Source organism: Thiobacillus thioparus DSM 505, assembly GCF_000373385.1.
Taxonomy (GTDB): domain Bacteria; phylum Pseudomonadota; class Gammaproteobacteria; order Burkholderiales; family Thiobacillaceae; genus Thiobacillus; species Thiobacillus thioparus.
In genome coordinates this window covers 112,716-139,191 of record NZ_KB891327.1, presented here as the reverse complement: position 1 = coordinate 139,191, position 26,476 = coordinate 112,716, and the positions used below count along the sequence as shown (strand labels likewise).

The window sequence follows — 26,476 nt, the reverse complement described above, 5'->3', positions numbered from 1 at the left end:
ACGCTCTCCATCAGACCGGCTCCGCCGTGATCGGGCCGAACATTGGGCCCAGCCCGGCCGTCAACGGATGGCCGCTGGGCACGCGCACGCAGTTGTCGGGCAGGAAATCATCGCGCTGGACTTTGAGAGTCAGCGCACTCGCGGTCTGGCGCACCGAGACACGGCCGTTTTCCTGCAGCCCCAGCTTCGCAATCAACCGGCTGTTCATTCGCGCCACCGGGAGCGACGCATCCAGCGTCATCTGCAATGAGGGCGAACGACGGACCACGGCGTCGGTCTGGTAGATCGGCACTTCGGCGACACGCTCCAGCCCCTCGCCAGGCGAAGGCGGCTCTACCTTTACGCCACTGACTTCATTATCGAGGAAAGCCTGCACCGAGCCCAGAGGCGTGTCGCCCAGCGCATCGCGTAATACCTCTTTGGAATCATTGTGCTCGAATCCCGCCAATCCGAGCAGGTTGCCCAGGACACGCAGCACCTTCCACGCCGGGCGGGTTTCGCCGAGCGGTTTCACCACCGCGCTGAAGCTCTGCACACGGCCTTCCGTGTTGACGAAGGTACCCGAGGTTTCGGTCCACGGTGCGATCGGCAACAGCACGTCAGCGTAGTCGAGCGACTTGCCTTTGTAGGGCGACATCATCACGACGAACTCCGCCGCGTTGATACTGGCTATCGCCGCGACCGGATCATGGGTATCGAGTTCGGCTTCCACGCTCAACAGCAGATAGGCACGCAGTGGTTGGGCCAGCATCTGCTGGGCATTCAAGCCTTTGAGGGCAGGCTGACCCAGTGCGCCGCACCCCGGAATCGCGCCGACCGCCACTGCGCCGACGCTATTGGCCGCTTCGCCCAGTACGCCGAAACTGGCGCCCGCGAGTCGGGACACTTCTTGTGCCAGCGCATGAATCTGCGAATAGCTGGGATGATGCTGCGCCATGTTGCCGAGGAACACGGCGCGGGTTTCGCCGCCTGACAGGCTGTCGGCCATCTTGCGCGCGGTGTCGTCGGCCACGCCATGGGCTGCGATGTCCGGAACCGGCAGTGCCTTCAGCTCTGCCAGTGCCCGGCATACGCCAGCCAGGGTACTGGCAAGCTGGGAAGGCGCAACGATACGCTTGGCATGTACCTTGCCAAGGAATTCGTCCTCGTGCGCGTTGATCAAGTTGAGTTCGCCGTACCAGCGCACCGACTCACGGATGCGATGGGCCATCAGCGGATGATCCTTGCGCAGATTGGCACCAACCACCAGCATGCGGTTCAGGCGCGACATATAGGTCACCGGCATGCCCAGCCAGAACCCCCCGTGCGCCTTGTCGTCGAGCGAAAAGTCCGACTGCCGCAGACGGTGGTCGACGTTGCCGCTGCCCATGCCGCGCATCAGTTTTTGCAGCAGAAAGAGCTCCTCCGCCGGTCGATACGGCGTCGATAACGCACCGATCTGCTCGGCAGGAATCGTCTTCAATTTATCCGCGACGAATTCGAGCGCGGCTTGCCAGGTCGTCTCCATCCACTGGCCGTTGTACTTGACCATCGGCTGGGTCAGGCGCTCGGCCGTGTTGAGGCCTTCATAGGAAAAGCGATCGCGGTCGGCCAGCCAGCACTCGTTGACGTCTTCGTTCTCGCGCGGCAGCACGCGCATCACCTTGTTGTCCTTGACGTGGACTTCCAGGTTGGAACCCAGGCTGTCGTGCGGGCTGATCGAGGGCCGACGCGACAGTTCCCAACTGCGGGCCGTGTAGCGGAACGGCTTGCTGGTGAGTGCGCCGACCGGGCACAGGTCGATGACGTTGCCCGACAGTTCGGACGCCACCTGGCTTTCCAGGAAGGGCATCACCTCGGTATGCTCGCCGCGGCCTGGCATGCCGAGTTCCATCACGCCGGCGATTTCCTGGCCGAAGCGCACGCAGCGGCTGCAATGGATGCAGCGCGTCATGTCGGTGGCGATCAGCGGGCCGAGGTTTTTATCGCGCACGACGCGCTTGATTTCCTGGTAGCGCGACGACGAACCGCCATAGCCCACCGCCAGATCCTGCAGGGTGCACTCGCCACCCTGGTCGCAGATCGGGCAATCCAGCGGGTGGTTGATGAGCAGGAACTCCATCACGCTTTTCTGCGCATTGATGGCGTATTCCGAACGCGTGTAGACCTTCATGCCGTCGGTCACCGGCGTAGCACAGGCAGGCAGGGGCTTGGGTGCCTTTTCCACCTGCACCAGACACATGCGGCAGTTGGCGGCGATGGACAGCTTCTTGTGATAACAGAAATGCGGAATCGTGATGCCGGCCTGATTCGCCGCATCCATGATGGTGTCGCCGCTTTCGACCTGCAGCGCGCGTCCGTCAATTTCGATATTGAGCGTAGCCATCGTTAAATTCCGTTCAGACCATGCATCGCTTCTGTTCGATGTGGTACTCGAACTCGCGGCCAAAATGTTTGAGGAAGCTTTGCACCGGCATCGCCGCCGCGTCGCCCAGGGCGCAGATGGTATGGCCGCCGATGCGCCCTGCCACGCTGTTGAGCAATTCCATGTCTTCGGGCCGGCCCTGGCCGTGTTCGATGCGGTGGATCACCCGGTACATCCAGCCGGTTCCTTCGCGGCACGGTGTGCACTGGCCGCAGGATTCCTCGAAGTAGAAATAGGAGAGCCGCTCCAGCGCGCGCACCATGCACACCGTCTCGTCCATCACGATGACCGCGCCCGAACCGAGCATGGAACCGGCCTTGGCAATGCAATCGAAATCCATCGTGCAGTCCATCATGACCTCGGCCGGCAATACGGGCGCGGACGAACCGCCGGGAATGACGGCCTTCAGCTTATGCCCATTGCGTACGCCGCCCGCCAGCTCCAGCAATTCGGCAAACGGCGTGCCGAGCGGCACTTCGTAGTTGCCGGGTTTGTTGACATGGCCCGAGACTGAAAAAAGCTTGGGCCCGCCGTTGTTGGGCTTGCCGAGTTCCAGGAAAGCCTGGCCGCCGTGCTGGACGATCCACGGCACCGAAGCCAGCGTCTCGGTATTGTTGATGGTGGTCGGCTTGCCATACAGGCCGAAGCTCGCGGGGAACGGCGGCTTGAAGCGCGGCTGGCCCTTCTTGCCCTCGATCGACTCGAGTAGCGCGGTTTCCTCGCCGCAGATATAAGCGCCGTAGCCATGGTGCGCATGCAGCTGGAAGCAGAAATCGGTGCCGAACAGATTATCACCGAGATAACCGGCCTCACGCGCCTCCTTCAGCGCACGCTCGAAGATGTCATAGATCTCGAAGATTTCGCCATGGATATAGTTGTAGCCCACTCGGGCGCCCAGCACATAGCCGGCGATCGCCATGCCCTCGATCAGCTGGTGCGGGTTATGGCGCAGGATGTCGCGATCCTTGAACGTGCCCGGCTCGCCCTCGTCGCTGTTGCAAACAATGTACTTGTCACCCGGGAACGCGCGCGGCATGAAGCTCCACTTGAGGCCCGTCGGGAAGCCCGCGCCGCCGCGCCCGCGCAACGCGCTGGTCTTGAGTTCGGCGATGATGGCGTCACCCGACACCTGTTCGGTGACGACGCGGCGCAATGCCTGATAGCCGCCATTGGCGACATAGGTCGCCAGCGATGCCGAGTGGTCGAGTGCTTGCGTCCAACTGCAGACCTGAGGGGTGGGCTTGAGCAAACTCATTTCAGCTTGTCCAGCAGTTCGTCCACTTTTTCAGGGGTGAGGTGCGTATGCATTTTGTGATTGTTGTGCAGGCACATCGGTGCATCACCACAGGCCCCCATGCACTCGCCTTCCTTCAGGGTAAAACGGCCATCTTCAGTGGTTTCGCCGAAACCGATGCCCAGTTTGTTTTTCAAATGCTCCGCCAGTTCGCCCGCGCCCATCAGGGTGCAGGGCAGATTGGTGCACAGCGTGATCTTGTGCCGCCCTACGCTCTGGGTGTCGTACATGTTGTAGAACGTCGCAACTTCATACGCGGCAATCGCCGGCATCCCGAGATAGTCGGCTACGTACTCGATCAAATCGGGTTTCAGCCAGCCTTTCTCCGTTTGCGCGATACGCAGCGCACCCATCACGGCCGACTGCTTCTGGTCCGGTGGATACTTGGCGACCTCGACATCGATCAGCGCGAGCGATTCGGCGCTCAGCCGAAGGCTGCTATCAGGATTGGCCATCAGCGGTCGATCTCCCCGAAAACGATATCCTGCGTGCCGATGATGGCGACGACGTCCGCAATCATGTGGCCGCGGCTCATTTCATCGAGCGCCGCCAGATGCGCATAGCCCGGCGCACGGATTTTCAGCCGATAGGGTTTGTTGGCGCCGTCGGACACCAGGTAGATGCCGAACTCGCCCTTGGGATGCTCCACCGCGGCGTATGCCTCGCCTGCCGGTACGTGCATGCCTTCGGTGAAGAGCTTGAAGTGATGGATCAGCTCTTCCATGTTCTGCTTCATCGACAAGCGATCGGGCGGTGCAACCTTGTGGTTGTCGACGATGACCGGACCGGGATTTTTACGTAGCCAGTCGATGCACTGTTTGACGATGCGATTGGATTGACGAAACTCTTCGATGCGCACGAGATAGCGGTCGTAGCAGTCGCCGTTGGTACCGACCGGGATGTCGAAATCCATCCGGTCGTAGACTTCGTATGGCTGCTTCTTGCGCAGGTCCCATTCGACACCTGAGCCGCGCAACATCGGGCCGGTAAAGCCCAAAGCCATGGCGCGTTCAGGGGACACCACGCCGATACCGACAGTGCGCTGTTTCCAGATGCGGTTATCGGTCAACAGGGTTTCGTATTCGTCGACATAAGTCGGAAAGCGATTCGTGAAATCCTCGATGAAGTCGAGCAGCGAACCCTGACGGTTGGCATTCATCGACTTCATTGTCGCTTCGTTGCGGGTGTGCTGTGCCTGATAGTGCGGCATGCTGTCCGGCAGATCGCGATAAACGCCCCCCGGGCGATAGTAGGCCGCATGCATGCGCGCGCCGGACACCGCCTCATAGCAGTCCATCAGGTCCTCGCGTTCGCGGAATGCATACAGGAACACCGTCATTGCGCCGACGTCGAGTGCATGCGCGCCCAGCCACAACAAATGATTCAGGATGCGGGTGATCTCGTCGAACATCACGCGGATGTATTGCGCTCGCTCGGGCACCTCGATGCCGAGCAGCTTCTCGATCGCCATCACGTAGGCATGCTCGTTGACCATCATCGACACATAGTCGAGGCGGTCCATATAGGGCACCGACTGGATGAAGGTCTTGTGCTCGGCCAATTTCTCGGTCGCGCGATGCAGCAGGCCGATGTGCGGGTCGGCACGCTGGATCACCTCGCCGTCAAGCTCGAGCACCAGACGCAGCACGCCGTGCGCAGCCGGGTGCTGCGGGCCAAAGTTCATCGTGTAATTGCGAATCTCGGCCATTAGCGCCCTTCCCCGTAGCTTTCGTCGCGCACGATGCGCGGGGTGACTTCACGTGGCTCGATCGATACCGGCTGGTAGATCACGCGCTGCTGGGTCNGGTCGTAGCGCATCTCGACATTGCCCGAGAGCGGGAAGTCCTTGCGGAATGGATGGCCGATGAAACCATAGTCGGTCAGGATGCGGCGCAGGTCGGGATGCCCTTCGAACACGATGCCATACAGATCGAAGGCCTCACGCTCGAACCAGTTGGCCGAGGGCCAGATGTCGACCATCGACGCGACCACCGGCAAGTCGTCGTCGGAGCAAAACACCCGCACCCGGACGCGCTGGTTGTTCGATATCGACAGGAGATGCACGACCACGGCAAAACGGGCGCCCTCCCAGGCGCCATCGCCATAATCGGAATAATCCATGCCGCACAAATCGATCAACTGCTCGAAACGGCAGTCGGGATGATCATGCAGGGTACGCATGGTCGCCGCATAGGCCGGGGATTTGACGATCAGCGTCAATTCGCCCAATCGTTCTACGGCCTGAACGAGCGCGTCACCCAGCAGATTTTTCAGACAAAGGGAAAGTGACTCCAGCTTCGTGGACATGGGGGGCGTCTTAGCGGGCGATGGTGTTGGTGCGGCGGATCTTGTTCTGCAACTGGATGATGCCGAACAGCAACGCTTCTGCCGTCGGCGGACAACCCGGAACATAGATATCCACCGGCACAATGCGGTCGCAGCCGCGCACCACCGAATAGGAATAATGGTAATAGCCGCCGCCGTTGGCGCACGAGCCCATGGAAATCACCCAGCGCGGCTCGGCCATCTGGTCATAGACCTTGCGCAGGGCGGGCGCCATCTTGTTGCACAAGGTGCCGGCGACGATCATCACGTCAGACTGGCGCGGACTCGGGCGAAATACGATGCCGAAGCGGTCGAGATCGTAACGCGAGGCGCCCGCCTGCATCATTTCAACCGCACAACATGCCAGACCGAAGGTCATCGGCCACATCGAGCCGGTGCGCATGTAATTGATGAGCTGATCGGCCTTGGTGGTGACAAAGCCCTGCTCGAGAACGCCTTCAATACCCATAATTCAGATCATTCCCACTCAAGGGCGCCCTTCATCCACTCGTAGACGAAGCCCACAACCAGGATACCGAGGAACACCATCATGGCAATGAAGCCTGCCAGACCGATTTCCTCCAGAACAATGGCCCAGGGAAACAGGAAGGCTATTTCCAGATCAAACAGAATGAACAGGATAGCAACGAGATAATAGCGCACATCGAATTTCATGCGCGCGTCTTCGAACGCTTCGAATCCGCACTCGTAAGGGGAGAGTTTTTCGCTGTCTGGACGGTGCGGTGCCAGCAGGCCGCCGGCGATGATCGGGCCGATTCCAAAAGCCAGGCCAACCAGAATGAACAACAGAATGGGGAGGTAATTCTCCAGCACCGGGTTCCTCCGAACTACGCCTGTGTCAGGCTGTTGAGTAATTATGACCCGAGTGTATTAGTGCAGAGCATCGACTGTCAAGCCGAAAAATTGGTATTTTTATCTTAATAATCAACCATTTATTCGATAGCAAACGCTAATGAACAAATCAGGAAATTTGATGGTGCCGACGGCGAGACTCGAACTCGCACGACCTAGGTCACTACCCCCTCAAGATAGCGTGTCTACCAATTCCACCACGTCGGCCAAGGGCATGCGCCCGGGACTGCTTATTACTGCGGGATGTCTCCCACTTTCGAACCGGCATCCTTGCCCGGCACCGTTGCAGGTGTTGCGGGCGGGGCCTGCGTCGGCGCGGGAACCCCCACACGTTGAAGCACGCTGGCTGCCGGTTTGTGCTGCTGCAATCCGAAATACGCCAGCCCCAGGCTGGTCAGGAAGAACAGGCTTGCCAATACCGCGGTACTGCGGCTCAGAAAGTTGGCCGAGCCGCTTGCACCGAACAGGCTGCCCGACGAGCCGCTGCCGAATGCCGCGCCCATGTCCGCGCCTTTGCCATGCTGCAAGAGCACCAGCGCGATCAGCGCAATGGCAACAATAATGTGAACGACCCAGACCAGTGTTTCCATGCTTGATTCTTACTCGACAACGCTTACTTGGCGGCGGCCCGGCAAATCGCGATGAACTCGTCAGCGACTAGAGAAGCGCCACCAATAAGTCCGCCATCGATATCCGGCTGAGCCATCAATTCTGCCGCATTCGCGGCTTTTACGCTACCCCCGTACTGGATGATCAGCTGTGCCGCCACACCCGCATCGAGCGTTGCGACTTTGCCACGAATGTAGGCATGGACGGCCTGCGCCTGCTCCGGCGTTGCCGTCTTGCCAGTACCAATCGCCCATACGGGCTCGTAAGCCACCACCGCCTTGGCCAGGGATGCCACACCGGCGACCCTGATCACGGCGTCGAGTTGACGCGCCACAACCGTTTCGGTCACGCCGGATTCGCGCTCGTCCAGGGATTCGCCCACGCAGAGGATGGGCGTCAGGCCGGCTGCCTGTGCGGCCAGGTACTTGCTTGCAACCAGTGCGTCGGATTCGCCATACAGACTGCGCCGCTCGGAATGTCCGACGATCACGTACTTGCAACCGAAATCCAGCAGCATCGAGGTCGACACTTCGCCGGTGAATGCGCCCTTGGCTTGTTCGGACACATTCTGCGCCCCCCAGGTAATCGACGACCCGGCGAGTGCGGCCTGCGCTTGTCCCAGATAAGGGAAAGGCACGCATACTGCGGCCTCGATTCCAGTCAAAGCGGGTTTGATTGCAGCCAGCAGGGCGGCGTTTTCGGCCAGGCTGCCGTGCATTTTCCAGTTACCGGCTACGAGCTTCTTGCGCATGGGAATCTGCCAAACAAAAGTCCGCGATGGTAAGCGCTGCGCGCCGGACGGTCAACCGCCCGGCTAAAGTTGCCCGGCGTAATCAGCCGAAACGGCCGGTGATGTAGTGGCTCCGGCCGGCATTAACCTTAACGTTCGCTTCGCTCACGTTAGCCTCCGCCGCTACATTACTGGCGGTTAACCAAACCGACCAGTAATGTAGTCTTCCGTCTGCTTCTTGCCCGGGCGCATGAAGATGGTGCCGGTCTCGTTGAATTCGATGAGTTCGCCCAGATACATGAATGCCGTGTAATCCGAAATCCGCGCGGCCTGCTGCATGTTGTGGGTGACGATGGCGATGGTGTAATCGCTTTTCAATTCGTTGATGAGTTCCTCGATCTTGGCGGTGGAAATCGGGTCCAACGCCGAGGTCGGTTCATCCAGCAACACGATTTCAGGCTTCACCGCGACCGCGCGCGCAATACACAGCCGCTGCTGTTGGCCGCCGGACAGCGACAGGCCGCTCTGCAGCAGTTTGTCCTTCACTTCGCCCCACAGCGCCGCCTTGTTGAGCGCCCATTCGACGCGATCGTCCATGGCGCTTTTCGACATGCGTTCGTACAGGCGCACGCCGAAGGCAATATTCTCGTAGATCGTCATGGGAAACGGGGTCGGCTTCTGGAAAACCATACCGATCCGGGCACGCACCAGATTCACATCCTGACTTTTGTCCAGCAGATTCTTGCCGTGGAACAGTATCTGGCCTTCGGCACGTTGCCCGGGATACAGGTCGTACATGCGGTTGAAGGTACGCAGCAACGTGGATTTCCCGCAACCGGACGGCCCGATGAAGGCCGTCACCTTCTTGTGGGCAATGTCCAGGTTGACGTTGCTGAGGCCTTTGAAATCGCCATAAAAGAAATCCAGATTGCGGACTTGCAAAGCAACATTTTCGCCTGCAGGCATGGCTTGGACGGGCATCAGAAAGCTCCGGGGAAATTAACGTTTGTCTTTATTGCGGAAAACCACACGCACGCCGATGTTGACCGCCAGCACCAGAAAAGCGATCAACAACGCACCACCCCAGGCCAGATTGACCCAGTTGTCATATGGACTCAAGGCAAACTGGTAAATCACCACAGGCAGATTGCCCATGGGTTTGTCCATATTGGTGCTGAAAAACTGGTTGTTGAGCGCGGTGAACAGCAGCGGCGCGGTCTCGCCGGTAATCCGCGCCATGGCCAGCAGAACACCGGTCACCACGCCGGATTTGACCGCGCGCAGGGTCACCTTGAGCGACACCTGCCAGCGCGGCGCACCCACGGCAAAGGCCGCCTCACGCAAGCTGGTGGGCACCAGTTTCAGCATGTTCTCGGTCGTTCGCACCACCACCGGAATGGCAATCAACGCCAGTGACAGCGACCCTGCCCAGCCGGAGAAACCACCGGTGGTCGTTACAAACAGCGCATACACGAACAGACCGATGACGATGGACGGTGCCGACAGCATGATGTCGGTCATGAAACGGGTGAACGACGCAAACTTTGAGACACGCCCGAATTCAGCCAGATAAATCCCGGCCAGAATGCCGATCGGGGTCGAGATCAGCATGGAAAAAAGCAGGATCAGACCGCTGCCCACGATGGCGTTACGCAAGCCACCGCCTTCGGAGCCTGGCGCCGGCGTGTCCTGGGTAAACATGTCCCAGTTCAAGGCGGCAAAGCCTTTTGAAAACAGCGTCCACAAAATCCACAACAGCGCGATCAGCCCCAGGCTCATCGCAGCCATGGACAGCGTGATGCCGATGCGGTTGATCCAGATGCGACGGGTATACAGTTTCATCATGCGCGCCTTACAGACCTTCGGAGCCCATGCTGCGGCTGATCAGCCAGCGCGAAATGGCCAGCACGATAAAGGTGATGATAAACAGCACCAGGCCCAGAGCGAATAGGGAGGCAATATGCAAGCCGGGCGTGGCCTCGCCGAACTCATTCGCCAGGGTCGACGCGATCGAGGTGCCCGGCGCAAACAGGCTGCCATTGATACGGTTGGCATTGCCGATCACGAAGGTGACCGCCATCGTTTCGCCCAGCGCGCGGCCCAGTCCCAGCATGATGCCGCCAATGACGCCCACACGGGTATAAGGCAGTACGACGTTGCGCACCACTTCCCAGTTGGTGCAGCCGATCCCATAGGCGGATTCCTTCAGTACATGCGGCACGGTCTCGAACACATCCCGCATCACCGACGCAATAAAGGGGATGACCATCAAGGCCAGCACGATGCTGGCGGTGAGGATGCCGACCCCAATGGGCGGGCCGGAGAACCAGCCGCCGATGATCGGAACGTCGCCCAGCAGCGCCTGCAAAGGCGGCTGGATGTGATCGGCAAACAACGGCGCGAACACGAACAATCCCCAGATGCCATATACGATGGAGGGGATCCCGGCCAGCAACTCGATCGCCGTACCCAAGGGCCGGCGCAGCCAGAGCGGACAGGTTTCGGTCAGGAACAGAGCGATCCCGAAACTGACCGGCACCGCTATCAGCAAGGCCAGAACGGACGTCGTCACCGTGCCATAGATTGCAGCCAGCGCGCCGAATTTGTCGTCCGGCACGCTCCAGACGTTGGTCCACAGAAAGGACGGGCCGAACGCCTTGAGGCTGGGCCAGGCTTCGATGGAGAGCGATACCAGAATACCCACCAGCGCCGCCAGCACAACAAAGGCGAAAACCTGCGTGGAATGATGGAAAAACCTGTCCTGCAGCCGAAATTTCCGGACCTGCTTGGCGTGCAGATCGATTCCGGCGGTTGCGCTGGGCTCACTCACTGTGGGGTGCCTATCGATTCGATTTCTTGTCTGCGAAAACAGCCGCCTGAAGCAGCCGCTTTCGTAGAAAGCCGGGGTGGACGCCCCCGGCCAACATCAAGTCAGGTCAAGCCTAATGCATTACTTGATGTTTTTCATTTCCGCTTCAACCATCTTCACAACATTGGGCGGCAGGGGCACGAAGCCAAGCTCAGCCGCCATTTTTTGGCCGTTGTTCAGCGACCAGGTGTAGAAGTCGACCACGCCTTTTTGCTTCGCGGCATCGCCCTTTTCATAGGCCAGCATGAAGGTGGCCGTCGTGATGGGCCATGCATTCTTGGCGGACTGATCCAGCAGGTCGGGGGCCATGCCCTTGACATGGAAGTCGGCACCTGCAGCGGCATCGGCTACCGACTGCTGATTCGGCACAATGAAATTGCCGGCACGGTTCTTCAGCGCCACGAAGTTCATGTTGTTCTTCATTGCATCGGCGATGTCGACGTAGCCGATTGCACCCTTGATCTTCTGCACGTTGGCTGCGACGCCCGGGTTGCCCTTGCCGCCCACGCCGTTGGCAGGCCAGTTCACCGTGTTGCCGGCACCGACATCACGCTTGAATGCCATCGATTGCTTGGCCAGGTAGTTGGAGAACGCATAGGTCGTGCCGGAACCGTCCGAACGGTGTGCCACAGTAATGGCCAGATCCGGCAGCTTGACGCCAGGATTCAGCTTGGCGATGGCAGGGTCGTTCCACTTGGTGATCGCGCCACGGAAAATGTCGGCTGCGGTCATGCCGTCCAGCTTCAGCTTGCCGGATTCAAAGCCGGGGACATTCATGACGATGGTCACGCCACCCATCACGGTGGGAACCTGGACCAGATGGTTCGCCTCCAGATCGGCCACCGGAACCGGCGCGTCGCTCCCGGCAAAATCAACGGTCTTGGCCTTGATCTGCTTGACGCCGCCCGACGAGCCGATCCCTTGGTAATTGACCTGGTTGCCCGTAGCGGTCTTGTATGCCTCAGCCCACTTCGTGTAAACAGCATAGGGGAAGGTTGCGCCTGCGCCTGTAATGTCGGCAGCCAAGGCACCAACACTGAAAGCCAGACCCATGGCCGCAGCCAGCGTCCCTTGAGCCAGTTTATTGAGTGTACGCATGTGTAATATCTCCGGTAGTAGTTGACGTTGCCGCATGGGGCGACGTCGCCATACTAACGGGCGAATATTACAGATATATTTCAGGACGGGAAATCACCCGCTCGTGGCTGCAGCCTTGACGGCCGTGGCAATTGTTTCAGCCGTGTGTCGAACCAGATCGGCGTCGCGCCCTTCCACCATCACACGAATCAGCGGCTCGGTCCCGGATGCGCGCAGGACAATCCGGCCGCTGCCATTCAGTGCGGCCTCCGCCTCGGCGACCGATGCGCTGACAGCAGGCGCCGCATCCAGCTTGAACCCCTTGGCCACCGGTACATTGATCATCACCTGAGGATAGGTTTCCAGATCTGCGGTGAAGGCATCCAGCGTTTCACCGGTTTCGCGCAGTGCGCGCAGCACCTGCAGGGCCGAAACTATCCCGTCGCCGGTGGTGTGCTTGTCCAGACACAGAATGTGGCCGGAGGTTTCTCCGCCCAGCGTCCAGCCATTGGCATGCAGTCGCTCGAGCACATAGCGGTCGCCCACCTTGGCCCGTTCGAACGGAATCTGGATGCGCGCCAGCGCATGTTCGGTGCCGAGATTGGTCATCAGCGTACCGACCACCCCCCCCTTCATGTAACCCGTCTGGATGCGATGACGGGCGATCACGTAGACCAGTTGGTCGCCGTCGTACACGCGTCCCTGAGCGTCCGCCATCATCAGCCGGTCGCCATCGCCATCCAGCGCGATGCCCAGATCGGCGCGATGCGCGCGCACTGCGTCGGACAGCGCCTTGGTATGCGTGGCGCCGCATTCGTCGTTGATATTGAAGCCGTTCGGCTCATTGCCGATGGCGATCACCTCGGCACCCAGTTCGTGCAGCACATGCGGTGCAATGTGATAGGTCGCGCCATTGGCGCAGTCCACCACGATGCGCATCCCGCGTAGATCGAGGCTGTTGGGGAAGGTGCTCTTGCAGAACTCGATGTAGCGCGCTGCGGCATCCTCGATGCGGCGGGCACGTCCCAGCTGGCGCGCTTCGACGGTCACGATCGGGCTGTCCAGCCGCGCTTCGATCGCCTCTTCCACGCTATCCGGCAGTTTTTGACCGCTGGCAGAAAAGAACTTGATGCCGTTGTCCTCGAATGGGTTGTGCGACGCCGAGATCACCACGCCGGCCTGCAGGCGCAGTGCCCGGGTCAGATAGGCTACCGCCGGTGTCGGCATCGGCCCGGTCATCAGCACATTCACCCCGGCGGCGGTGAAGCCGGCTTCCAATGCGGCTTCCAGCATGTAGCCTGAAATGCGGGTGTCCTTGCCGATCAGCACGGTCGGGTGCTCGTTCGGCGGCAGGCTGCCACGGTCGGCCACCAAGACCTGTCCGGCGGCGTAGCCAAGGCGCATCACAAACTCGGGCGTGATGGGCGACTCGCCCACTTTGCCCCGCACGCCGTCGGTACCGAAATATTTACGTCCCATCCTTGTATTCCTCCACTGCATTCCAGATGGCCAGCGCGTCGCGCATGGCCATTACATTGTGTACCCGGACCAAGCGGGCACCCTGCGCCACCGCCATCAGGTGCGCCGCCACGCCGGCGAATTCACGTTCATCCACGGCACGTCCTGTCAGGGAGCCCAGCATCGACTTGCGCGATAATCCGGCCAGTATCGGCACGCCCAGCTCAGCCAGCCCTCCCAGATGCTTCAACAGCGCCAGGTTGTGTTGCAGCGTTTTGCCGAAACCGAACCCCGGATCGATCACCAGCCGCTCGCGTGCGATCCCGGCGGCCTCGCAGACCTGTACTCTGGCCCGCAAAAACTGTTTCACCTCATCCACCACATCGGCATAACGGGGCGACTGCTGCATGCTTTGAGGATCGCCCTGCATATGCATGAGGCACACGGCGGCCCCCGACGCTGCCACTGCCTCCATCGCATCCGACGCCTGCAAGGCAGCGACATCATTCACCATCGTCGCACCTGCAGCGAGCGCTGCACGCATCACCCCAGGCTTCCTGGTATCCACCGATACCAGGCAACCTTCACGCGCAAGCGCCTCAATCACAGGCACCACACGCCGGATTTCCTCGTCGACGGGTACCGCTGTCGCGCCAGGGCGGGTCGACTCCCCACCGACGTCAAGGATATCGGCGCCCTGTTCGCTCAGCTTGAGCGCATGGGTAATCGCTGCCTGCGTATCGTGCAATTGCCCGCCGTCCGAGAATGAATCGGACGTGACATTGACGACCCCCATGATGCGAGGGCGTGAGAGCGGAAGGCGATGCGAACCGGCGTGGAGAACAGACATAAAAAAAGAGGGGCCAAAGCCCCTCCATTGTAATGGGTAACGCTATGTCCCCGCTCAGGTTTCCTGGGCCGGTTGGGCAGTCGGAGCGGGGGCACTGGGTTTGTCGCCCCCGTTCGCCGGCGGTTGAGGCGTGGCCGACGGCTTGGGCGGACGCACCGGCCGGCCGGCCATGATGTCACCGATCTGCTCGGCATCGATCGTTTCCCATTCCATCAGAGCAGCTGTCATCGCCTCGACTTTGTCACGCCCCTCGGTCAGGATTTTCGTGGCCCGGGCATACTGCTCATCCAGGATGCGGCGGATTTCGGTATCGACCTTCTGCATGGTGGCCTCGCTCATGTTCTTGTGCGTAGTCACCGAGCGCCCGAGGAATACTTCACCCTCGTTTTCACCGTACACCATCGGACCCAGTGCATCCGACATGCCGTAGCGCGTCACCATGTCGCGGGCGATGCTGGTAGCCCGCTCGAAGTCATTCGATGCGCCGGTCGAAATGCTGCCGACGAAGATTTCTTCGGCCACCCGTCCGCCATACAGCATGCAGATTTGCGACAGCATCTGATCCTGGTACAGGCTGTAACGGTCCAGTTCAGGCAGGGACATGGTCACACCCAGCGCGCGACCGCGCGGGATCACCGTGACCTTGTGCACCGGATCGCAACCCGGCAGCGTCATGCCGATCACGGCATGCCCGGACTCGTGGTAAGCCGTCTTCTTCTTGTCCTCGGGCGTGATCACCATGGATTTACGCTCGGCACCCATGAAGATCTTGTCCTTGGCCTGCTCGAAATCGTCCATGTCGACCAGACGCTTGCTGCGGCGCGCGGCAAACAGGGCCGCCTCATTGACCAGGTTGGCGAGATCGGCGCCGGACATGCCAGGGGTGCCACGCGCCAGAATATCGGCCCGCACGTCAGGTGCAACCGGCACCTTGCGCATATGCACCAGCAGGATCTGCTCGCGGCCGCGGATGTCGGGCAGGCCCACCACCACCTGGCGGTCGAAACGGCCCGGACGCAGCAGCGCCGGGTCGAGCACGTCGGGGCGGTTGGTTGCCGCGATCACGATCACGCCAACGCTCGCCTCGAAACCGTCCATTTCAACCAGCAACTGGTTCAGCGTCTGCTCGCGTTCGTCGTTGCCGCCGCCCAGGCCGGCACCGCGCTGGCGGCCAACCGCATCGATTTCGTCGATGAATATGATGCAGGGCGAGTTCTTCTTCGCCTGCTCGAACATGTCGCGCACGCGCGCGGCACCGACGCCGACGAACATCTCGACGAAGTCGGAACCCGAAATGCTGAAGAACGGCACCTTGGCCTCGCCGGCGATCGAGCGGGCCAGCAGCGTTTTACCGGTACCAGGAGGGCCTACCATCAGCACGCCGCGCGGGATGCGTCCACCCAATTTCTGGAACTTGGACGGATCTTTCAGGAAATCCACCAGTTCGGCAACGTCTTCCTTGGCCTCGTCACAGCCTGCAACATCGGCAAAGGTCACAGGGTTGGCATTTTCATCGAGCAGGCGCGCCCGGCTCTTGCCGAACGAGAAGGCACCGCCACGGCCGCCACCTTGCATCTGGCGCATGAAGAATATCCAGACACCAATCAGCAACAGCATGGGGAACCACGAAATGAACAGGCTCATCAGGAAAGAGGGCTGCTCTTCCGGCTTGGCCTCGACCGAGACGCCGTTTTTCAGCAGGTCGGAGACCATCCACGGATCGCTCGGCGCATAGCTGGTGAAGCGCTGCCCATCGCTACGCTCGCCTTTCAGCACGTTACCTTCAATCACCACCTTGGAGATCTGTTGCTGACGCACCTCCTCGATGAACTGCGAGTATGGCATCTGCGACTGCGAGGTGCGCTGCGCACCGAACTGATTGAACACCGTCATCAGGATGACCGCAATGATTAGCCAGATGGCGATGTTCTTGGACAAATTGTTCACGTTTACTCCTTGGGTGCTGAATCCAGCACGCTTAGACTCATTCTAAACCCTATACTGCCAGCTTGTCACGGCATCATCACGACCCGCCATCCCGCGCTGCAACAGGGCGGCGTCCCAGCAAATAAACCTCGGTACTGCGGTCTCGCGATGCGTCGGGCTTGCGGATCAGCACCTGTTCGAAAGCCTGCCGCATCCGGGCACGAAAATCCTCAAACCCGACCCCCTGAAACACTTTGACGAGGAAAGCCCCATCTGGTTTCAGCCAGTTCACCGCGAAATCAAGCGCCAACTCGCACAATTCGTAATGTCGCGCCTGATCGCGCAGCATCACTCCGCTGATATTGGGGGCCATATCGCTTAAAACAAGGTCAACTCGCCCAGTGTGCAACTTTTCTTCCAGCCAGGCCAGCGCCGCCCGTTCGGTGAAATCGCCTTCCAGGCTGTCGACGCCCGGTATTGGCGCCACCGGCAGCAGATCGATCGCCAGGACCCTGCCCTGCTTCTTCATCTTCTGCACGGCCACCTGACACCAGCTGCCGGGTGCGGCACCCAGATCCACCACCGTCATGCCGGGGCGCAACAGATGGTCGCGCGTGTCGATTTCCAGCAATTTATACGCGGCACGCGAACGGTAACCATCCTGCTGCGCTTTCTTGACGTAGGGATCCGTCACGTGCTCGTGCATCCAGGCACTGCCCGATTTGGTTCGCTTTGCTTTCTGCACCATCTCTATCGGCTACAATCCGCGCTCAGTTTAAGGAAGATGCAATGAAACCACTCACGCCCGCCCAGCGGCAATTCCTCAAGGGCCTGGCCCACAACCGCCAGCCGGTGGTCATGATCGGCAACCAGGGGCTGACCGCTGCCGTATTGAAGGAAATCGAACGCGGTCTCGATTCGCACGAACTGATCAAGATCAAGGCGGCCAGCGACGCACCGGACATGCGTCGCGCCTGGCTGGAGGAAATCTGTACAACCACAGGGGCCGCGCCGGTGCAGCAGATCGGCAAGATATTGGTGATTTATCGCGCTGCCAGCAAGCCTGTGATCGTCCTGCCGAGCTGACTCCAGAAAAGGGACGTTTATCGCGCCAGCCCCGAGCGCCAGACCAGCAACAGGCCCAGCACACTCTGAATCAGATAAAGAATGCTCGATACCCCATGCCAGCGGGCAAAGCGGTCGGCAAACACGCTTTGCATCACGGCATGCGGCATGGCCTGGTCCTTCAGGCTCTGCATGATGGGCTGGATGCCGAAGTGGCCGGCCAGCGTCAATGCCAGCATCAACGCCACCGCCCAGAAAAACAAGGTTTTCAGTGCCGCAGCGCCATCGCGGGCAAACCGGTAGATCAGCAGGTAGGCCGCGGCGGCGATACTGATCCACGCCATCACCGCAAACAGCCGGCCGGCCAGCATCCCGGCCAGTTGCTTGTCGCCCAGATTGGCGAACAATACCGGCGCGGCGACGTAGCCGATCGCCCACATGCCGCCGATCCACAGGACCAGCAATCCGCCGGCAAGGCCGTCCCAGAAACGTCGCATGCTATTTGTACAGGACGTCCAGCACTTCGTACTGGCGCACGCCAGCAGGCGCCTGGACATCCACGCTGTCGCCTGCATATTTTCCGATCAGCGCGCGGGCGATGGGAGACGAGACCGAAATCTTGCCCTGTTTGATGTCCGCCTCGTCGTCGCCGACGATCTGATATGTGACGGTATCGCCCGATTCGACGTCTTCCAGCTCAACCGTCGCGCCGAACACGATACGGCCATCCGCGTCCAGCGTGGTGGGATCGATGATCTGCGCGTTGGCCAGCTTGCCTTCAAGGTCAGCAATGCGGCCTTCGATGAAGCCCTGCTTCTCCTTGGCAGCATCGTATTCGGCATTTTCCGACAGGTCGCCCTGCGCGCGCGCCTCGGAAATCGCCTGGATCACGGCGGGGCGCTCCACGCTTTTCAGGTGTTGCAGTTCAACGCGCAATTTTTCGGCGCCCACGACGGTGAGAGGGAATTTGTTCACAACCTTGCCTTTTCAGATCAGTTCAGCCGCTGATGCAGCGACTGCAGGGAATACACTTTCAGTTCGTTGCCATGCTGCATGCCCATGCAGGCGGCGCGTGCCCCTGCCAGGGTGGTGAAGTACACAACCCGGCGTGCCAGCGCTTCGGCACGGATGGCATAGGAATCCTTCACTGCCTTCTTGTCTTCGACCACGTTGACGATGAAATCGATATCGCCGTTCTTGATCATGTCGACGATGTGTGGCCGGCCTTCCTTGACCTTGTTGACGACCGCCACAGGAATGCCGGCCGATTCGATCGCCTGGGCTGTCCCGCGGGTGGCAACCACGTTGAAGCCGAGATCGTGCAGCATCTGCGCCACCTCAATCACGGCGTCGCGATCGCCCGAACGCACGCTGACAAACGCCCGCCCGCCCGGCTTGGGCAATTCGGAACTCGACGCCAGCTGCGACTTGACAAAGGCCTCGCCGAAATTGTCGCCTACCCCCATGACTTCGCCCGTCGATTTCATTTCCGGACCGAGAATGGTGTCCACACCGGGGAACTTGCGGAACGGGAAGACCGCTTCCTTCACCGAGAAATACGGCGGGATGATTTCCTTCTCGAACGCCTGGGTCTTCAGCGAGATACCCGCCATTGCGCGCGCGGCGATCTTCGCCAGCGGCGCGCCGATCGCCTTGGACACATAAGGCACGGTACGCGAGGCGCGCGGGTTTACTTCCAGCACATACACGACGTCGCCCTGGATCGCGAACTGTACGTTCATCAGGCCAACGACTTTCAGCGCTTTCGCCATCGCCACCGTCTGGCGACGCAGCTCGTCCTGCACCTCCTGCGACAGGCTGTACGGTGGCAGCGAACACGCCGAATCGCCCGAATGCACGCCCGCCTGCTCGATGTGCTGCATGATGCCGCCGATCACCACCTGCTCGCCGTCGGACAGCGCGTCCACATCGACCTCGATAGCGTCGTTGAGGAAACGGTCCAGCAGCACCGGCGATTTGTTCGACACCTTGACCGCCTCGGTCATGTAGCGCCGCAGGTCGGCTTCCTCGCGTACGATCTCCATGGCGCGGCCGCCCAGCACATAGGAGGGGCGAACCACCAGCGGGTAGCCAATTTCCTCGGCCATGCGGATGGCGCTGTCGGGGTTGCGCGCGGTGCGGTTGGGCGGTTGCTTGAGGCCCAGGTCGTGCAGCATCTGCTGGAAACGCTCGCGGTCTTCGGCCGCATCGATCATGTCGGGACTGGTGCCGATGATGGGCACGCCGTTCCTCTCCAGATCGCGCGCCAGCTTCAGCGGGGTCTGCCCGCCGTATTGCACGATCACGCCGAAGGGCTTCTCGATGCGCACGATTTCCAGCACGTCTTCCAGCGTCAGCGGTTCAAAGTAGAGGCGATCCGACGTATCGTAATCGGTGGAGACGGTCTCCGGATTGCAGTTGACCATAATGGTCTCGAAGCCGTTTTCGCGCAACGCCAGCGCGGCGTGCACGCAGCAGTAATCGAACTCGATGCCCTGGCCGATGCGATTTGGCCCACCGCCCAGCACCATGATCTTCTTGGCGTCGGTCGGGTGCGCCTCGCACTCTTCCTCGTAGGTCGAGTACATGTAGGCGGTCTGCGTGGCGAACTCGGCCGCGCAGGTGTCGACCCGCTTATACACCGGGTGCAGTGCCAGTTCGTGGCGGCGCGTGCGCACCGCGTGCTGGTCGGTATTCAACAGTTTGGCCAGGCGACGGTCGGAGAAGCCAGCACGTTTCAGTACACGCAGCTCGTCGCGCCCGAGATCGCTCAGCGCCCGTCCGGCCAGTGAGGTTTCCAATTCGATCAATTCCTGGATCTGGTCGAGGAACCACGGATCGATTTTCGACACGGCGTGAACTTCCTGCAGGCTCATGCCGACGCGGAACGCATCGCCCACATACCAGATACGCTCGGGGCCGGGCGACATCAACTCAGCCTCGATCTCGTCGCGGTCGGTGGTCTTGGGGTCAAAACCGTCGACGCCGACTTCCAGTCCACGCAAGGCTTTCTGCAGCGATTCCTGGAAACTGCGCCCCATCGCCATCACTTCGCCCACTGATTTCATCTGCGTGGTCAGGCGATCGTCGGCTTGCGGGAATTTCTCGAACGCGAAGCGCGGCACCTTGGTGACGACATAGTCGATCGACGGCTCGAATGAGGCCGGAGTCGCGCCGCCAGTGATGTCGTTCTGCAGTTCATCGAGCGTATAACCGACCGCCAGCTTGGCCGCCACCTTGGCGATCGGGAAGCCGGTCGCCTTCGACGCCAGCGCGGACGAACGCGATACGCGGGGGTTCATCTCGATCACCACCATGCGCCCGTCTTCCGGGTTGATGGAAAACTGCACGTTGGAACCCCCGGTGTCGACGCCGATCTCGCGCAGCACCGCGAGGCTGGCGTTGCGCATGATCTGGTATTCCTTGTCGGTCAAGGTCTGCGCCGGCGCGACCGTGATCGAATCGCCGGTGTGGACGCCCATCGGATCGAAGTTCTCGATCGAGCAGACGATGATGCAGTTGTCCTTGCTATCGCGCACCACCTCCATCTCGTATTCCTTCCAGCCGAGCAGCGATTCCTCGATCAGCAACTCGTGCGTGGGCGACGCTTCCAGGCCGCGTTCGCAGATGGCGACGAACTCTTCCTTGTTGTAGGCGATACCGCCGCCCGAACCACCCATGGTGAACGACGGCCGGATGATAGTCGGAAAACCGAGGGCGGCCTGCACCTGCAGCGCCTCCTCCATGCTATGGGCGATCGACGAACGCGCCGAGCCGAGCCCAAGCTTGGTCATCGCCGCCTTGAATTTCTCGCGGTCCTCGGCCTTGTCGATGGCTTCTTTGGATGCGCCAATCATCTCGACGCCGTATTTTTCCAGCACGCCATGCTTGGCCAGGTCGAGTGCGCAATTGAGCGCGGTCTGCCCACCCATGGTCGGCAACAGTGCGTCGGGACGTTCCTTCTCGATGATCTTCTCGACCACCTGCCAGGAAATCGGCTCGATGTAGGTGACGTCGGCCATGTCCGGATCGGTCATGATCGTCGCCGGGTTGCTGTTGACGAGGATGACTTTGTAGCCTTCCTCACGCAACGCCTTGCACGCCTGCGCACCGGAATAGTCGAATTCACACGCCTGCCCGATGACGATGGGGCCGGCGCCGATGATGAGAATGCTTTTTAGATCACTGCGCCTGGGCATAATTAGTGTACTGGGGCATGGTCAGCCATCAGCTGAATAAATCGGTCGAACAAATAACTCATGTCGTGCGGGCCGGGGCTGGCTTCCGGGTGGCCCTGGAAACTGAACACGGGGGCATCGGTACGGGCCAGCCCCTGCAGCGAACCGTCGAACAAGGAAACGTGGGTGCTGCGCAAGGTGGCCGGCAGGGTCGCCGCATCCACCGCGAAGCCATGATTCTGGCTGGTGATCGCCACCCGGCCGCTGTCGAGATCCTTCACGGGGTGGTTGGCGCCGTGGTGGCCAAACTTCATCTTGACGGTCTTAGCACCTGAAGCGAGCGCAAGCAATTGATGTCCCAGGCAGATGCCGAAGGTGGGAATCTTCGCCGCCACCAGTTCGCCGATCGCCCGGATCGCGTAATCGCACGGCTCCGGATCGCCCGGGCCGTTGGAGAGGAAAATGCCGTCCGGTTTCAATGCCAGCGCTGCGGCAGCGGTAGCCGTGGCCGGCAGCACGGTGAGGCGGCAGCCACGCTCGGCCAGCATGCGCAGGATATTGCGCTTGACGCCGTAATCGAAAGCCACCACATGGAAACGCGGTGCGGCCTGCTGGCCGTAGCCACGCCCCAGCTTCCATTCGGTCTCGTTCCATTCATAGGCTTTTGACACGCTCACTACCTTGGCCAGATCCATGCCGGTCAGGCCGGGAAAGGCGCGCGCAGCCTCGAGCGCCTTGGCTTCGTCCACCGCGCCCGCCATGACGCAGCCGTTTTGCGCGCCTTTTTCGCGAAGGACGCGGGTCAGCCGCCGCGTATCGATGTCGGCGATCGCCACGATGCTCTGGTTCTTGAGGTAGTCGGCCAGAGACTGGCTTGCACGGAAATTCGAATACAGGCGAGGCAGGTCGCGCACAACCAGACCTGCCGCATGGATGCGGCCCGACTCGACGTCCTCGGCATTGACACCGGTATTGCCGATATGCGGATAGGTCAGCGTCACGATCTGGCGCGAGTATGAGGGGTCGGTGAGGATTTCCTGATAACCGGTCAGTGCGGTGTTGAAGACTACTTCGCCGGTCGTGATGCCGTCGGCGCCGATGGACAGGCCGCGAAATACCGAACCGTCAGCTAGAACAAGGATGGCGGGCTGGGCACGTGACAAGGAGGACTCCGCAAGACGAATGAGCGTGACGCAGGTGACAAAATTCAGGCGAGCCGCTTGCGCGAACCCGCCTGAACTTGAATGCCGCAATTATAGTCGATTCGCGACCCGGCTTCAATGCTTAAGCACGCTTTCCTGCGCGCGCGCCGTCCCGTTCAGGGCTGCAGATGATCCAGGCCGCCATCCATGTCGAGTTCGGTCAATTCGGTGAAACCGCCGATGCAGGTGCCATCGACGACGATCTGCGGCACGGTGCGCGCGCCGTTGGTGATGACAGCGAATTCCTTCATCGCCTCGCGGTCGAGATCGATGCGGACTTCGTCATAGCCGATGCCGCGCTTGTCGAGAAAGGCCTTGGCCTTGACGCAGATGGGACAAGTACCGGTGCTGTAGACCTTGACGGCGTTCATGGTGCGTTCCTGTTAAAGCGGTTAATTCAGATTCAATACGTCGCGCATGTCGTACAGGCCCGGCGCGCGGCCTTGCAGCCACTTGGCGGCACGCAGCGCACCCTGGGCAAACGTCGCGCGACTGCTGGCCTTGTGGGTGAGTTCGACGCGCTCGCCAATGCCGGCGAACAGCAGTGTGTGATCGCCGACGATATCGCCACCACGCACGGTGGCGAAGCCGATGGTTTTGGGATCGCGCTCGCCGGTGACGCCCTCGCGTCCGTAGACGGCGCAACTGGCCAGATCGCGGCCGATCGCCCGTGCAACCGCCTGCCCCAAGCCCAGTGCGGTACCGGAGGGCGCATCGACCTTGTGGCGATGATGCGCCTCGATGATCTCGATATCGTAGCCGTCCTGCAGCACCTGGGCAGCAAGCTCGGCCAGTTTCATCAGAAGGTTCACGCCGACGCTCATATTGGGCGCGAACACTACGGGAATCCGCTGCGCCGCCGCGGCAATCCGCGCTTTACCGGCATCGTCGAAGCCGGTGGTACCGATGACCAGTGGCATGCCGGCCGCGACGCAGGCATCGAGATAGCCAAAGGTCGCCTCGGGGCGGGTGAAATCGATCAGCGCATGCATCCCGTGCAGGGCAGCGGCGGGCTGATCCGTCACCCGTACTCCGCTGGCTGCGCCCCAGGCGGCGCCCGCATCCTGTCCGACCAGCGGGCTGCCGGGACGGTCGATGGCAGCACCAAGCGTACAACCGGGATCGGTCCCCACCGCTTCGAGCAGGGCGCGTCCCATCCGTCCGGATACGCCGGCAAGGGCAATCCGCACGCTCACGGCCGGCCATCCTTCAGGGTCGACAGCACTTTTTCCTCCACGATCGCCCAGCGGCCGTCGCGTTCGACCATGCGCAACTGCTTGACGACAGCGTCGTGATACGTGCCAGCGCGGTAGTACTGCTTGAAATTCACCGTGGCCGTCCCCTCGCCGGTCCGCTCGACCGAGGGCGAATCGATTTTCACTTCGATGCCACCCGTTCCGCTCAGCATCTTGCGCTTGCGCGCCTCCCAGGCAGTACGGCTGTCACCCTCCGGAACGAAGCCGGCGTCATACGCCGCAAAGTAGGCGGCGCTGTCACGCTGCATCCAGGCATCGGCCCAGGCATGCACCGATTTCAGTACCGCATCGTCGCTGGTCGTCGCTGCATGCGGCTCGGGAAAAGGCGGCACAGCATCCGGCTTGATCTGCGACACGTCGGTTTCGGACTTCAGGCTCAGTTCGGGAACCGGACGGGGATCGACATAGGCCGGCGCATCCTTGGGGCTCGGCAACGGGGGCACGATGCTGGTTTCGGATACCGACGGCTCGGGTGCGGGTTCGGCCCGGGCCGCCTGTGCCTGCGCGGCAGGTGCGGCGGCCACCCATGCAGGCGCGGTCGGTGCCTGGGCTGGCTGGGCGGCACCTGCAGCAGGCCGGGCCACCGGCTCTTCGGCGGGCGCCGTCGGAGCAGGGGCCGGCATCGCCGCAGGCACGGATGCAGTCGGCCGCTCTGGCTCGGCGGCAGACTGTGCCGCCGGCTCGGGCAAGTCGCCCTCGATGCGTGCCAGCGTATCGCCCTCGAAGATCAGCGTGATGTGCTTTTGCTCGGTCAGCCTTCCTGCCTTGTAATAGAGGTACACATAATCCCAGCGATCGGTACGGAACGGATCGACGACCAGCGGTGTGCCGAGAAGAAAGCGGACTTGAGAACGATTCAGCCCCGTCTTCAGGCGCGCGACGTTTTCCTGGTCGAGCGCATTACCCTGCTGCACATCGATGTGATGGGGACCGATGTGAAGGCTGGAACAGCCCGCAAGCAGGCTTAAAAGCAGAGCAGAAATCAGGAATTGACGCATAGCCAGGAAACCGGAAAGGTTTGGGCGGTTGGAAAAAAACGTATCATAACGTATTCGCGTTCCCGTTCTGGAGACACCATTGAGCAATCCGTCCGATCTCAAGAACATCGGCCTCAAAGCCACACTGCCGCGCCTGAAAATCCTCGATTTGTTCGAGCAGAGCAACAAGCGACACATGACGGCAGAGGAGGTGTACCGCCTGCTCTCTGACGAAGGCCAGGATATCGGCCTCGCCACCGTCTACCGCGTGCTGACCCAGTTCGAGCAGGCTGGCTTGCTGATGCGGCATCATTTCGACAGCGACAAGGCCGTGTTCGAGCTCAACCAGGGCGATCACCACGACCACCTGGTCTGCCTGCAGTGCGGCAAAGTCGAAGAGTTCTACGACAGCGAAATCGAAAAACGCCAAACCCGCATCGCCAAGGAACGCGGATTTGCCATCCACGACCATTCACTGCAGATCTACGCCGACTGCCTCAAGGAAAACTGCCCCAACCGCAAGCCGACCGAGTCGCGTCACCGGACATAAGGCTCGACCGCCGCACACAATTCGGCTACGCCTTCGATCAGGCGCGGCGTGAGACGGTGCAGGCGATCCGCATCCACCCGTACGAAAGCCTGGTTTCTCACGGCGGGCAAGCGCGTGAAGCGCTGCCATACCCGGCGCATGTCGGGTGCATCGGTGCCGCCCACGATCAGTGCCGGCGCGCGCTGCAGCACGGCTTCCCGCGACACCACAGGCGACAGCGCCTGCAGGTCGGCAAATACGTTGCGTGCACCGCATAGCGCCAGCGCATCGGTGATCCAGTGCGTGCCTCCCACCGTCATCAGCGGACGGTCCCATACCTGATAGAACACGCCGACCGGCGGCTCCTGGCCGGGCCGGATCCGCAGCGCCGCCAGCCGCGCGGAATAATCTCGTGCCGCCGCCTCCCCTTCCCCGGCATGGCCGCTCACCTGACCGATCAGACGCAACAGGCGTGCCACGTCATCGAGCCGGGCCGCCTGGGTCTGCAATACCGGGATGTCCATCTGTTTCAGGCGGTAAATGTCTGCCGCCCGGTTACCGCCCACCCAGACAATGACCAGATCGGGCTTCAGCGCCAGGATGCGCTCGAAGTTGATGCGGCTGAAATCGCCGACATACGGCAGTGCCTGTGCCGCTTTCGGATAATCGCTGGCAGCATCCACGCCCACCACCTGCGATCCGGCGCCCACAGCAAACAGCAGTTCGGTGAGATGCGGTGCCAGCGAGACGATACGCTGAGGCGGCCGGCTGAATTCAAGCGTCAGTCCGGCATCGTCGTGCAGACGGAGGGGCGCGGCCTGCGAGGACGCGGCTATCAACAGGCACAGACCAAT

At 61.2% G+C, this 26,476-nt stretch carries 27 protein-coding genes and 1 tRNA gene; 2 read left to right on the top strand and 26 right to left on the bottom strand.

Annotated elements, in window-relative coordinates:
- Positions 1 to 10: 10 nt before the first annotated feature.
- The 18 genes from nuoG to B058_RS0109825 form a co-directional block, all read right to left on the bottom strand.
- Positions 11 to 2,365: an NADH-quinone oxidoreductase subunit NuoG gene (gene nuoG, locus B058_RS0109910; RefSeq protein WP_018508324.1), complete on the bottom strand. Its 2,355-nt coding sequence runs from the start codon at positions 2,363 to 2,365 to the stop codon at positions 11 to 13.
- Between the two features lie 13 nt (positions 2,366 to 2,378).
- Positions 2,379 to 3,659 carry an NADH-quinone oxidoreductase subunit NuoF gene (gene nuoF / locus B058_RS0109905; RefSeq protein WP_018508323.1) on the bottom strand — a complete coding sequence of 427 codons (1,281 nt, stop codon included), beginning with the start codon at positions 3,657 to 3,659 and terminating at the stop codon, positions 2,379 to 2,381.
- Positions 3,656 to 4,153, bottom strand: a complete 498-nt coding sequence (gene nuoE / locus B058_RS0109900) for an NADH-quinone oxidoreductase subunit NuoE (RefSeq protein WP_018508322.1) — start codon at positions 4,151 to 4,153, stop codon at positions 3,656 to 3,658. The genes nuoF and nuoE overlap by 4 nt, the downstream gene beginning before the upstream one ends.
- Positions 4,153 to 5,406, bottom strand: coding sequence for an NADH-quinone oxidoreductase subunit D (locus B058_RS0109895; RefSeq protein WP_018508321.1), 1,254 nt, complete (start codon positions 5,404 to 5,406; stop codon positions 4,153 to 4,155). Before B058_RS0109895 ends, nuoE begins: the two co-directional genes overlap by 1 nt.
- The gene (locus B058_RS0109890; RefSeq protein ID WP_018508320.1) at positions 5,406 to 6,005 is read right to left on the bottom strand and encodes an NADH-quinone oxidoreductase subunit C; all 600 of its coding nucleotides are present in this window, start codon (positions 6,003 to 6,005) and stop codon (positions 5,406 to 5,408) included. Before B058_RS0109890 ends, B058_RS0109895 begins: the two co-directional genes overlap by 1 nt.
- Positions 6,006 to 6,015: 10 nt before the next feature.
- On the bottom strand, positions 6,016 to 6,492 hold the full coding sequence (locus B058_RS0109885) for a NuoB/complex I 20 kDa subunit family protein (RefSeq protein WP_018508319.1): 477 nt from the start codon (positions 6,490 to 6,492) through the stop codon (positions 6,016 to 6,018).
- Between the two features lie 8 nt (positions 6,493 to 6,500).
- Entirely contained in the window at positions 6,501 to 6,857 is a 357-nt protein-coding gene (locus B058_RS0109880; RefSeq protein WP_018508318.1) for an NADH-quinone oxidoreductase subunit A, read from the bottom strand.
- A 161-nt stretch (positions 6,858 to 7,018) separates the two neighbouring features.
- Positions 7,019 to 7,103, bottom strand: a tRNA-Leu gene (locus B058_RS0109875).
- Between the two features lie 26 nt (positions 7,104 to 7,129).
- Positions 7,130 to 7,486 carry a preprotein translocase subunit SecG gene (secG, locus tag B058_RS0109870; RefSeq protein WP_018508317.1) on the bottom strand — a complete coding sequence of 119 codons (357 nt, stop codon included), beginning with the start codon at positions 7,484 to 7,486 and terminating at the stop codon, positions 7,130 to 7,132.
- Between the two features lie 23 nt (positions 7,487 to 7,509).
- A complete protein-coding gene (tpiA, locus tag B058_RS0109865; protein WP_018508316.1) occupies positions 7,510 to 8,256 on the bottom strand; it encodes a triose-phosphate isomerase in 747 nt (248 codons plus the stop codon).
- A gap of 177 nt (positions 8,257 to 8,433) precedes the next feature.
- Positions 8,434 to 9,216 carry a phosphate ABC transporter ATP-binding protein PstB gene (gene pstB, locus B058_RS0109860; protein ID WP_018508315.1) on the bottom strand — a complete coding sequence of 261 codons (783 nt, stop codon included), beginning with the start codon at positions 9,214 to 9,216 and terminating at the stop codon, positions 8,434 to 8,436.
- Between the two features lie 18 nt (positions 9,217 to 9,234).
- Positions 9,235 to 10,080, bottom strand: a complete 846-nt coding sequence (gene pstA / locus B058_RS16805) for a phosphate ABC transporter permease PstA (protein ID WP_051082094.1) — start codon at positions 10,078 to 10,080, stop codon at positions 9,235 to 9,237.
- 7 nt (positions 10,081 to 10,087) lie between these two features.
- Entirely contained in the window at positions 10,088 to 11,065 is a 978-nt protein-coding gene (gene pstC, locus B058_RS0109850) for a phosphate ABC transporter permease subunit PstC (RefSeq protein ID WP_018508313.1), read from the bottom strand.
- 120 nt (positions 11,066 to 11,185) lie between these two features.
- Positions 11,186 to 12,202: a phosphate ABC transporter substrate-binding protein PstS gene (gene pstS / locus B058_RS0109845; RefSeq protein WP_051082092.1), complete on the bottom strand. Its 1,017-nt coding sequence runs from the start codon at positions 12,200 to 12,202 to the stop codon at positions 11,186 to 11,188.
- A gap of 93 nt (positions 12,203 to 12,295) precedes the next feature.
- Positions 12,296 to 13,660 carry a phosphoglucosamine mutase gene (gene glmM, locus B058_RS0109840; RefSeq protein WP_018508311.1) on the bottom strand — a complete coding sequence of 455 codons (1,365 nt, stop codon included), beginning with the start codon at positions 13,658 to 13,660 and terminating at the stop codon, positions 12,296 to 12,298.
- A complete protein-coding gene (gene folP / locus B058_RS0109835) occupies positions 13,650 to 14,489 on the bottom strand; it encodes a dihydropteroate synthase (protein ID WP_018508310.1) in 840 nt (279 codons plus the stop codon). Before folP ends, glmM begins: the two co-directional genes overlap by 11 nt.
- A gap of 54 nt (positions 14,490 to 14,543) precedes the next feature.
- The gene (gene ftsH, locus B058_RS0109830) at positions 14,544 to 16,436 is read right to left on the bottom strand and encodes an ATP-dependent zinc metalloprotease FtsH (protein ID WP_018508309.1); all 1,893 of its coding nucleotides are present in this window, start codon (positions 16,434 to 16,436) and stop codon (positions 14,544 to 14,546) included.
- A 76-nt stretch (positions 16,437 to 16,512) separates the two neighbouring features.
- Positions 16,513 to 17,163, bottom strand: a complete 651-nt coding sequence (locus B058_RS0109825; protein ID WP_018508308.1) for an RlmE family RNA methyltransferase — start codon at positions 17,161 to 17,163, stop codon at positions 16,513 to 16,515.
- A gap of 41 nt (positions 17,164 to 17,204) precedes the next feature.
- On the opposite strand from B058_RS0109825, the gene B058_RS0109820 reads away from it, so the two are divergent.
- Entirely contained in the window at positions 17,205 to 17,501 is a 297-nt protein-coding gene (locus tag B058_RS0109820) for a YhbY family RNA-binding protein (protein ID WP_018508307.1), read from the top strand.
- A gap of 17 nt (positions 17,502 to 17,518) precedes the next feature.
- On the opposite strand, the gene B058_RS0109815 is transcribed toward B058_RS0109820, so the two are convergent.
- The 7 genes from B058_RS0109815 to bamE all read right to left on the bottom strand — a co-directional run bounded on the left by B058_RS0109815 (position 17,519) and on the right by bamE (position 25,114).
- Positions 17,519 to 17,977: a DUF4149 domain-containing protein gene (locus tag B058_RS0109815; RefSeq protein WP_018508306.1), complete on the bottom strand. Its 459-nt coding sequence runs from the start codon at positions 17,975 to 17,977 to the stop codon at positions 17,519 to 17,521.
- Between the two features lies 1 nt (position 17,978).
- Entirely contained in the window at positions 17,979 to 18,455 is a 477-nt protein-coding gene (gene greA / locus B058_RS0109810; RefSeq protein WP_018508305.1) for a transcription elongation factor GreA, read from the bottom strand.
- Between the two features lie 17 nt (positions 18,456 to 18,472).
- Positions 18,473 to 21,679, bottom strand: coding sequence for a carbamoyl-phosphate synthase large subunit (gene carB / locus B058_RS0109805; protein ID WP_018508304.1), 3,207 nt, complete (start codon positions 21,677 to 21,679; stop codon positions 18,473 to 18,475).
- Between the two features lie 2 nt (positions 21,680 to 21,681).
- Entirely contained in the window at positions 21,682 to 22,821 is a 1,140-nt protein-coding gene (gene carA / locus B058_RS0109800; RefSeq protein ID WP_018508303.1) for a glutamine-hydrolyzing carbamoyl-phosphate synthase small subunit, read from the bottom strand.
- A gap of 155 nt (positions 22,822 to 22,976) precedes the next feature.
- Positions 22,977 to 23,231, bottom strand: coding sequence for a glutaredoxin domain-containing protein (locus B058_RS0109795; RefSeq protein WP_018508302.1), 255 nt, complete (start codon positions 23,229 to 23,231; stop codon positions 22,977 to 22,979).
- A gap of 21 nt (positions 23,232 to 23,252) precedes the next feature.
- Positions 23,253 to 24,056 carry a 4-hydroxy-tetrahydrodipicolinate reductase gene (gene dapB, locus B058_RS0109790; protein ID WP_018508301.1) on the bottom strand — a complete coding sequence of 268 codons (804 nt, stop codon included), beginning with the start codon at positions 24,054 to 24,056 and terminating at the stop codon, positions 23,253 to 23,255.
- The gene (gene bamE, locus B058_RS16800) at positions 24,053 to 25,114 is read right to left on the bottom strand and encodes an outer membrane protein assembly factor BamE (RefSeq protein WP_018508300.1); all 1,062 of its coding nucleotides are present in this window, start codon (positions 25,112 to 25,114) and stop codon (positions 24,053 to 24,055) included. The genes dapB and bamE overlap by 4 nt, the downstream gene beginning before the upstream one ends.
- Positions 25,115 to 25,193: 79 nt before the next feature.
- On the opposite strand from bamE, the gene fur reads away from it, so the two are divergent.
- Entirely contained in the window at positions 25,194 to 25,643 is a 450-nt protein-coding gene (gene fur / locus B058_RS0109780) for a ferric iron uptake transcriptional regulator (RefSeq protein ID WP_018508299.1), read from the top strand.
- Here fur and B058_RS0109775 read toward each other — a convergent pair.
- Positions 25,631 to 26,461 (bottom strand): cobalamin-binding protein, encoded by an 831-nt coding sequence (locus B058_RS0109775; RefSeq protein WP_245539290.1) that lies wholly within the window; start codon positions 26,459 to 26,461, stop codon positions 25,631 to 25,633. The genes fur and B058_RS0109775 overlap by 13 nt on opposite strands.
- Between the last annotated feature and the right edge of the window lie 15 nt (positions 26,462 to 26,476).

What these genes read in the sequence shown, in the direction of transcription:
- nuoG (WP_018508324.1), bottom strand. Translation starts at nt 2,365, where the DNA reads ATGGCTACGCTCAATATCGAAATTGACGGACGCGCGCTGCAGGTCGAA.
- nuoF (WP_018508323.1), bottom strand. Translation starts at nt 3,659, where the DNA reads ATGAGTTTGCTCAAGCCCACCCCTCAGGTCTGCAGTTGGACGCAAGCA.
- nuoE (WP_018508322.1), bottom strand. Translation starts at nt 4,153, where the DNA reads ATGGCCAATCCTGATAGCAGCCTTCGGCTGAGCGCCGAATCGCTCGCG.
- B058_RS0109895 (WP_018508321.1), bottom strand. Translation starts at nt 5,406, where the DNA reads ATGGCCGAGATTCGCAATTACACGATGAACTTTGGCCCGCAGCACCCG.
- B058_RS0109885 (WP_018508319.1), bottom strand. Translation starts at nt 6,492, where the DNA reads ATGGGTATTGAAGGCGTTCTCGAGCAGGGCTTTGTCACCACCAAGGCC.
- secG (WP_018508317.1), bottom strand. Translation starts at nt 7,486, where the DNA reads ATGGAAACACTGGTCTGGGTCGTTCACATTATTGTTGCCATTGCGCTG.
- tpiA (WP_018508316.1), bottom strand. Translation starts at nt 8,256, where the DNA reads ATGCGCAAGAAGCTCGTAGCCGGTAACTGGAAAATGCACGGCAGCCTG.
- pstB (WP_018508315.1), bottom strand. Translation starts at nt 9,216, where the DNA reads ATGCCCGTCCAAGCCATGCCTGCAGGCGAAAATGTTGCTTTGCAAGTC.
- pstA (WP_051082094.1), bottom strand. Translation starts at nt 10,080, where the DNA reads ATGATGAAACTGTATACCCGTCGCATCTGGATCAACCGCATCGGCATC.
- pstS (WP_051082092.1), bottom strand. Translation starts at nt 12,202, where the DNA reads ATGCGTACACTCAATAAACTGGCTCAAGGGACGCTGGCTGCGGCCATG.
- glmM (WP_018508311.1), bottom strand. Translation starts at nt 13,660, where the DNA reads ATGGGACGTAAATATTTCGGTACCGACGGCGTGCGGGGCAAAGTGGGC.
- folP (WP_018508310.1), bottom strand. Translation starts at nt 14,489, where the DNA reads ATGTCTGTTCTCCACGCCGGTTCGCATCGCCTTCCGCTCTCACGCCCT.
- B058_RS0109825 (WP_018508308.1), bottom strand. Translation starts at nt 17,163, where the DNA reads ATGGTGCAGAAAGCAAAGCGAACCAAATCGGGCAGTGCCTGGATGCAC.
- B058_RS0109820 (WP_018508307.1), top strand. Translation starts at nt 17,205, where the DNA reads ATGAAACCACTCACGCCCGCCCAGCGGCAATTCCTCAAGGGCCTGGCC.
- B058_RS0109815 (WP_018508306.1), bottom strand. Translation starts at nt 17,977, where the DNA reads ATGCGACGTTTCTGGGACGGCCTTGCCGGCGGATTGCTGGTCCTGTGG.
- carB (WP_018508304.1), bottom strand. Translation starts at nt 21,679, where the DNA reads ATGCCCAGGCGCAGTGATCTAAAAAGCATTCTCATCATCGGCGCCGGC.
- B058_RS0109795 (WP_018508302.1), bottom strand. Translation starts at nt 23,231, where the DNA reads ATGAACGCCGTCAAGGTCTACAGCACCGGTACTTGTCCCATCTGCGTC.
- bamE (WP_018508300.1), bottom strand. Translation starts at nt 25,114, where the DNA reads ATGCGTCAATTCCTGATTTCTGCTCTGCTTTTAAGCCTGCTTGCGGGC.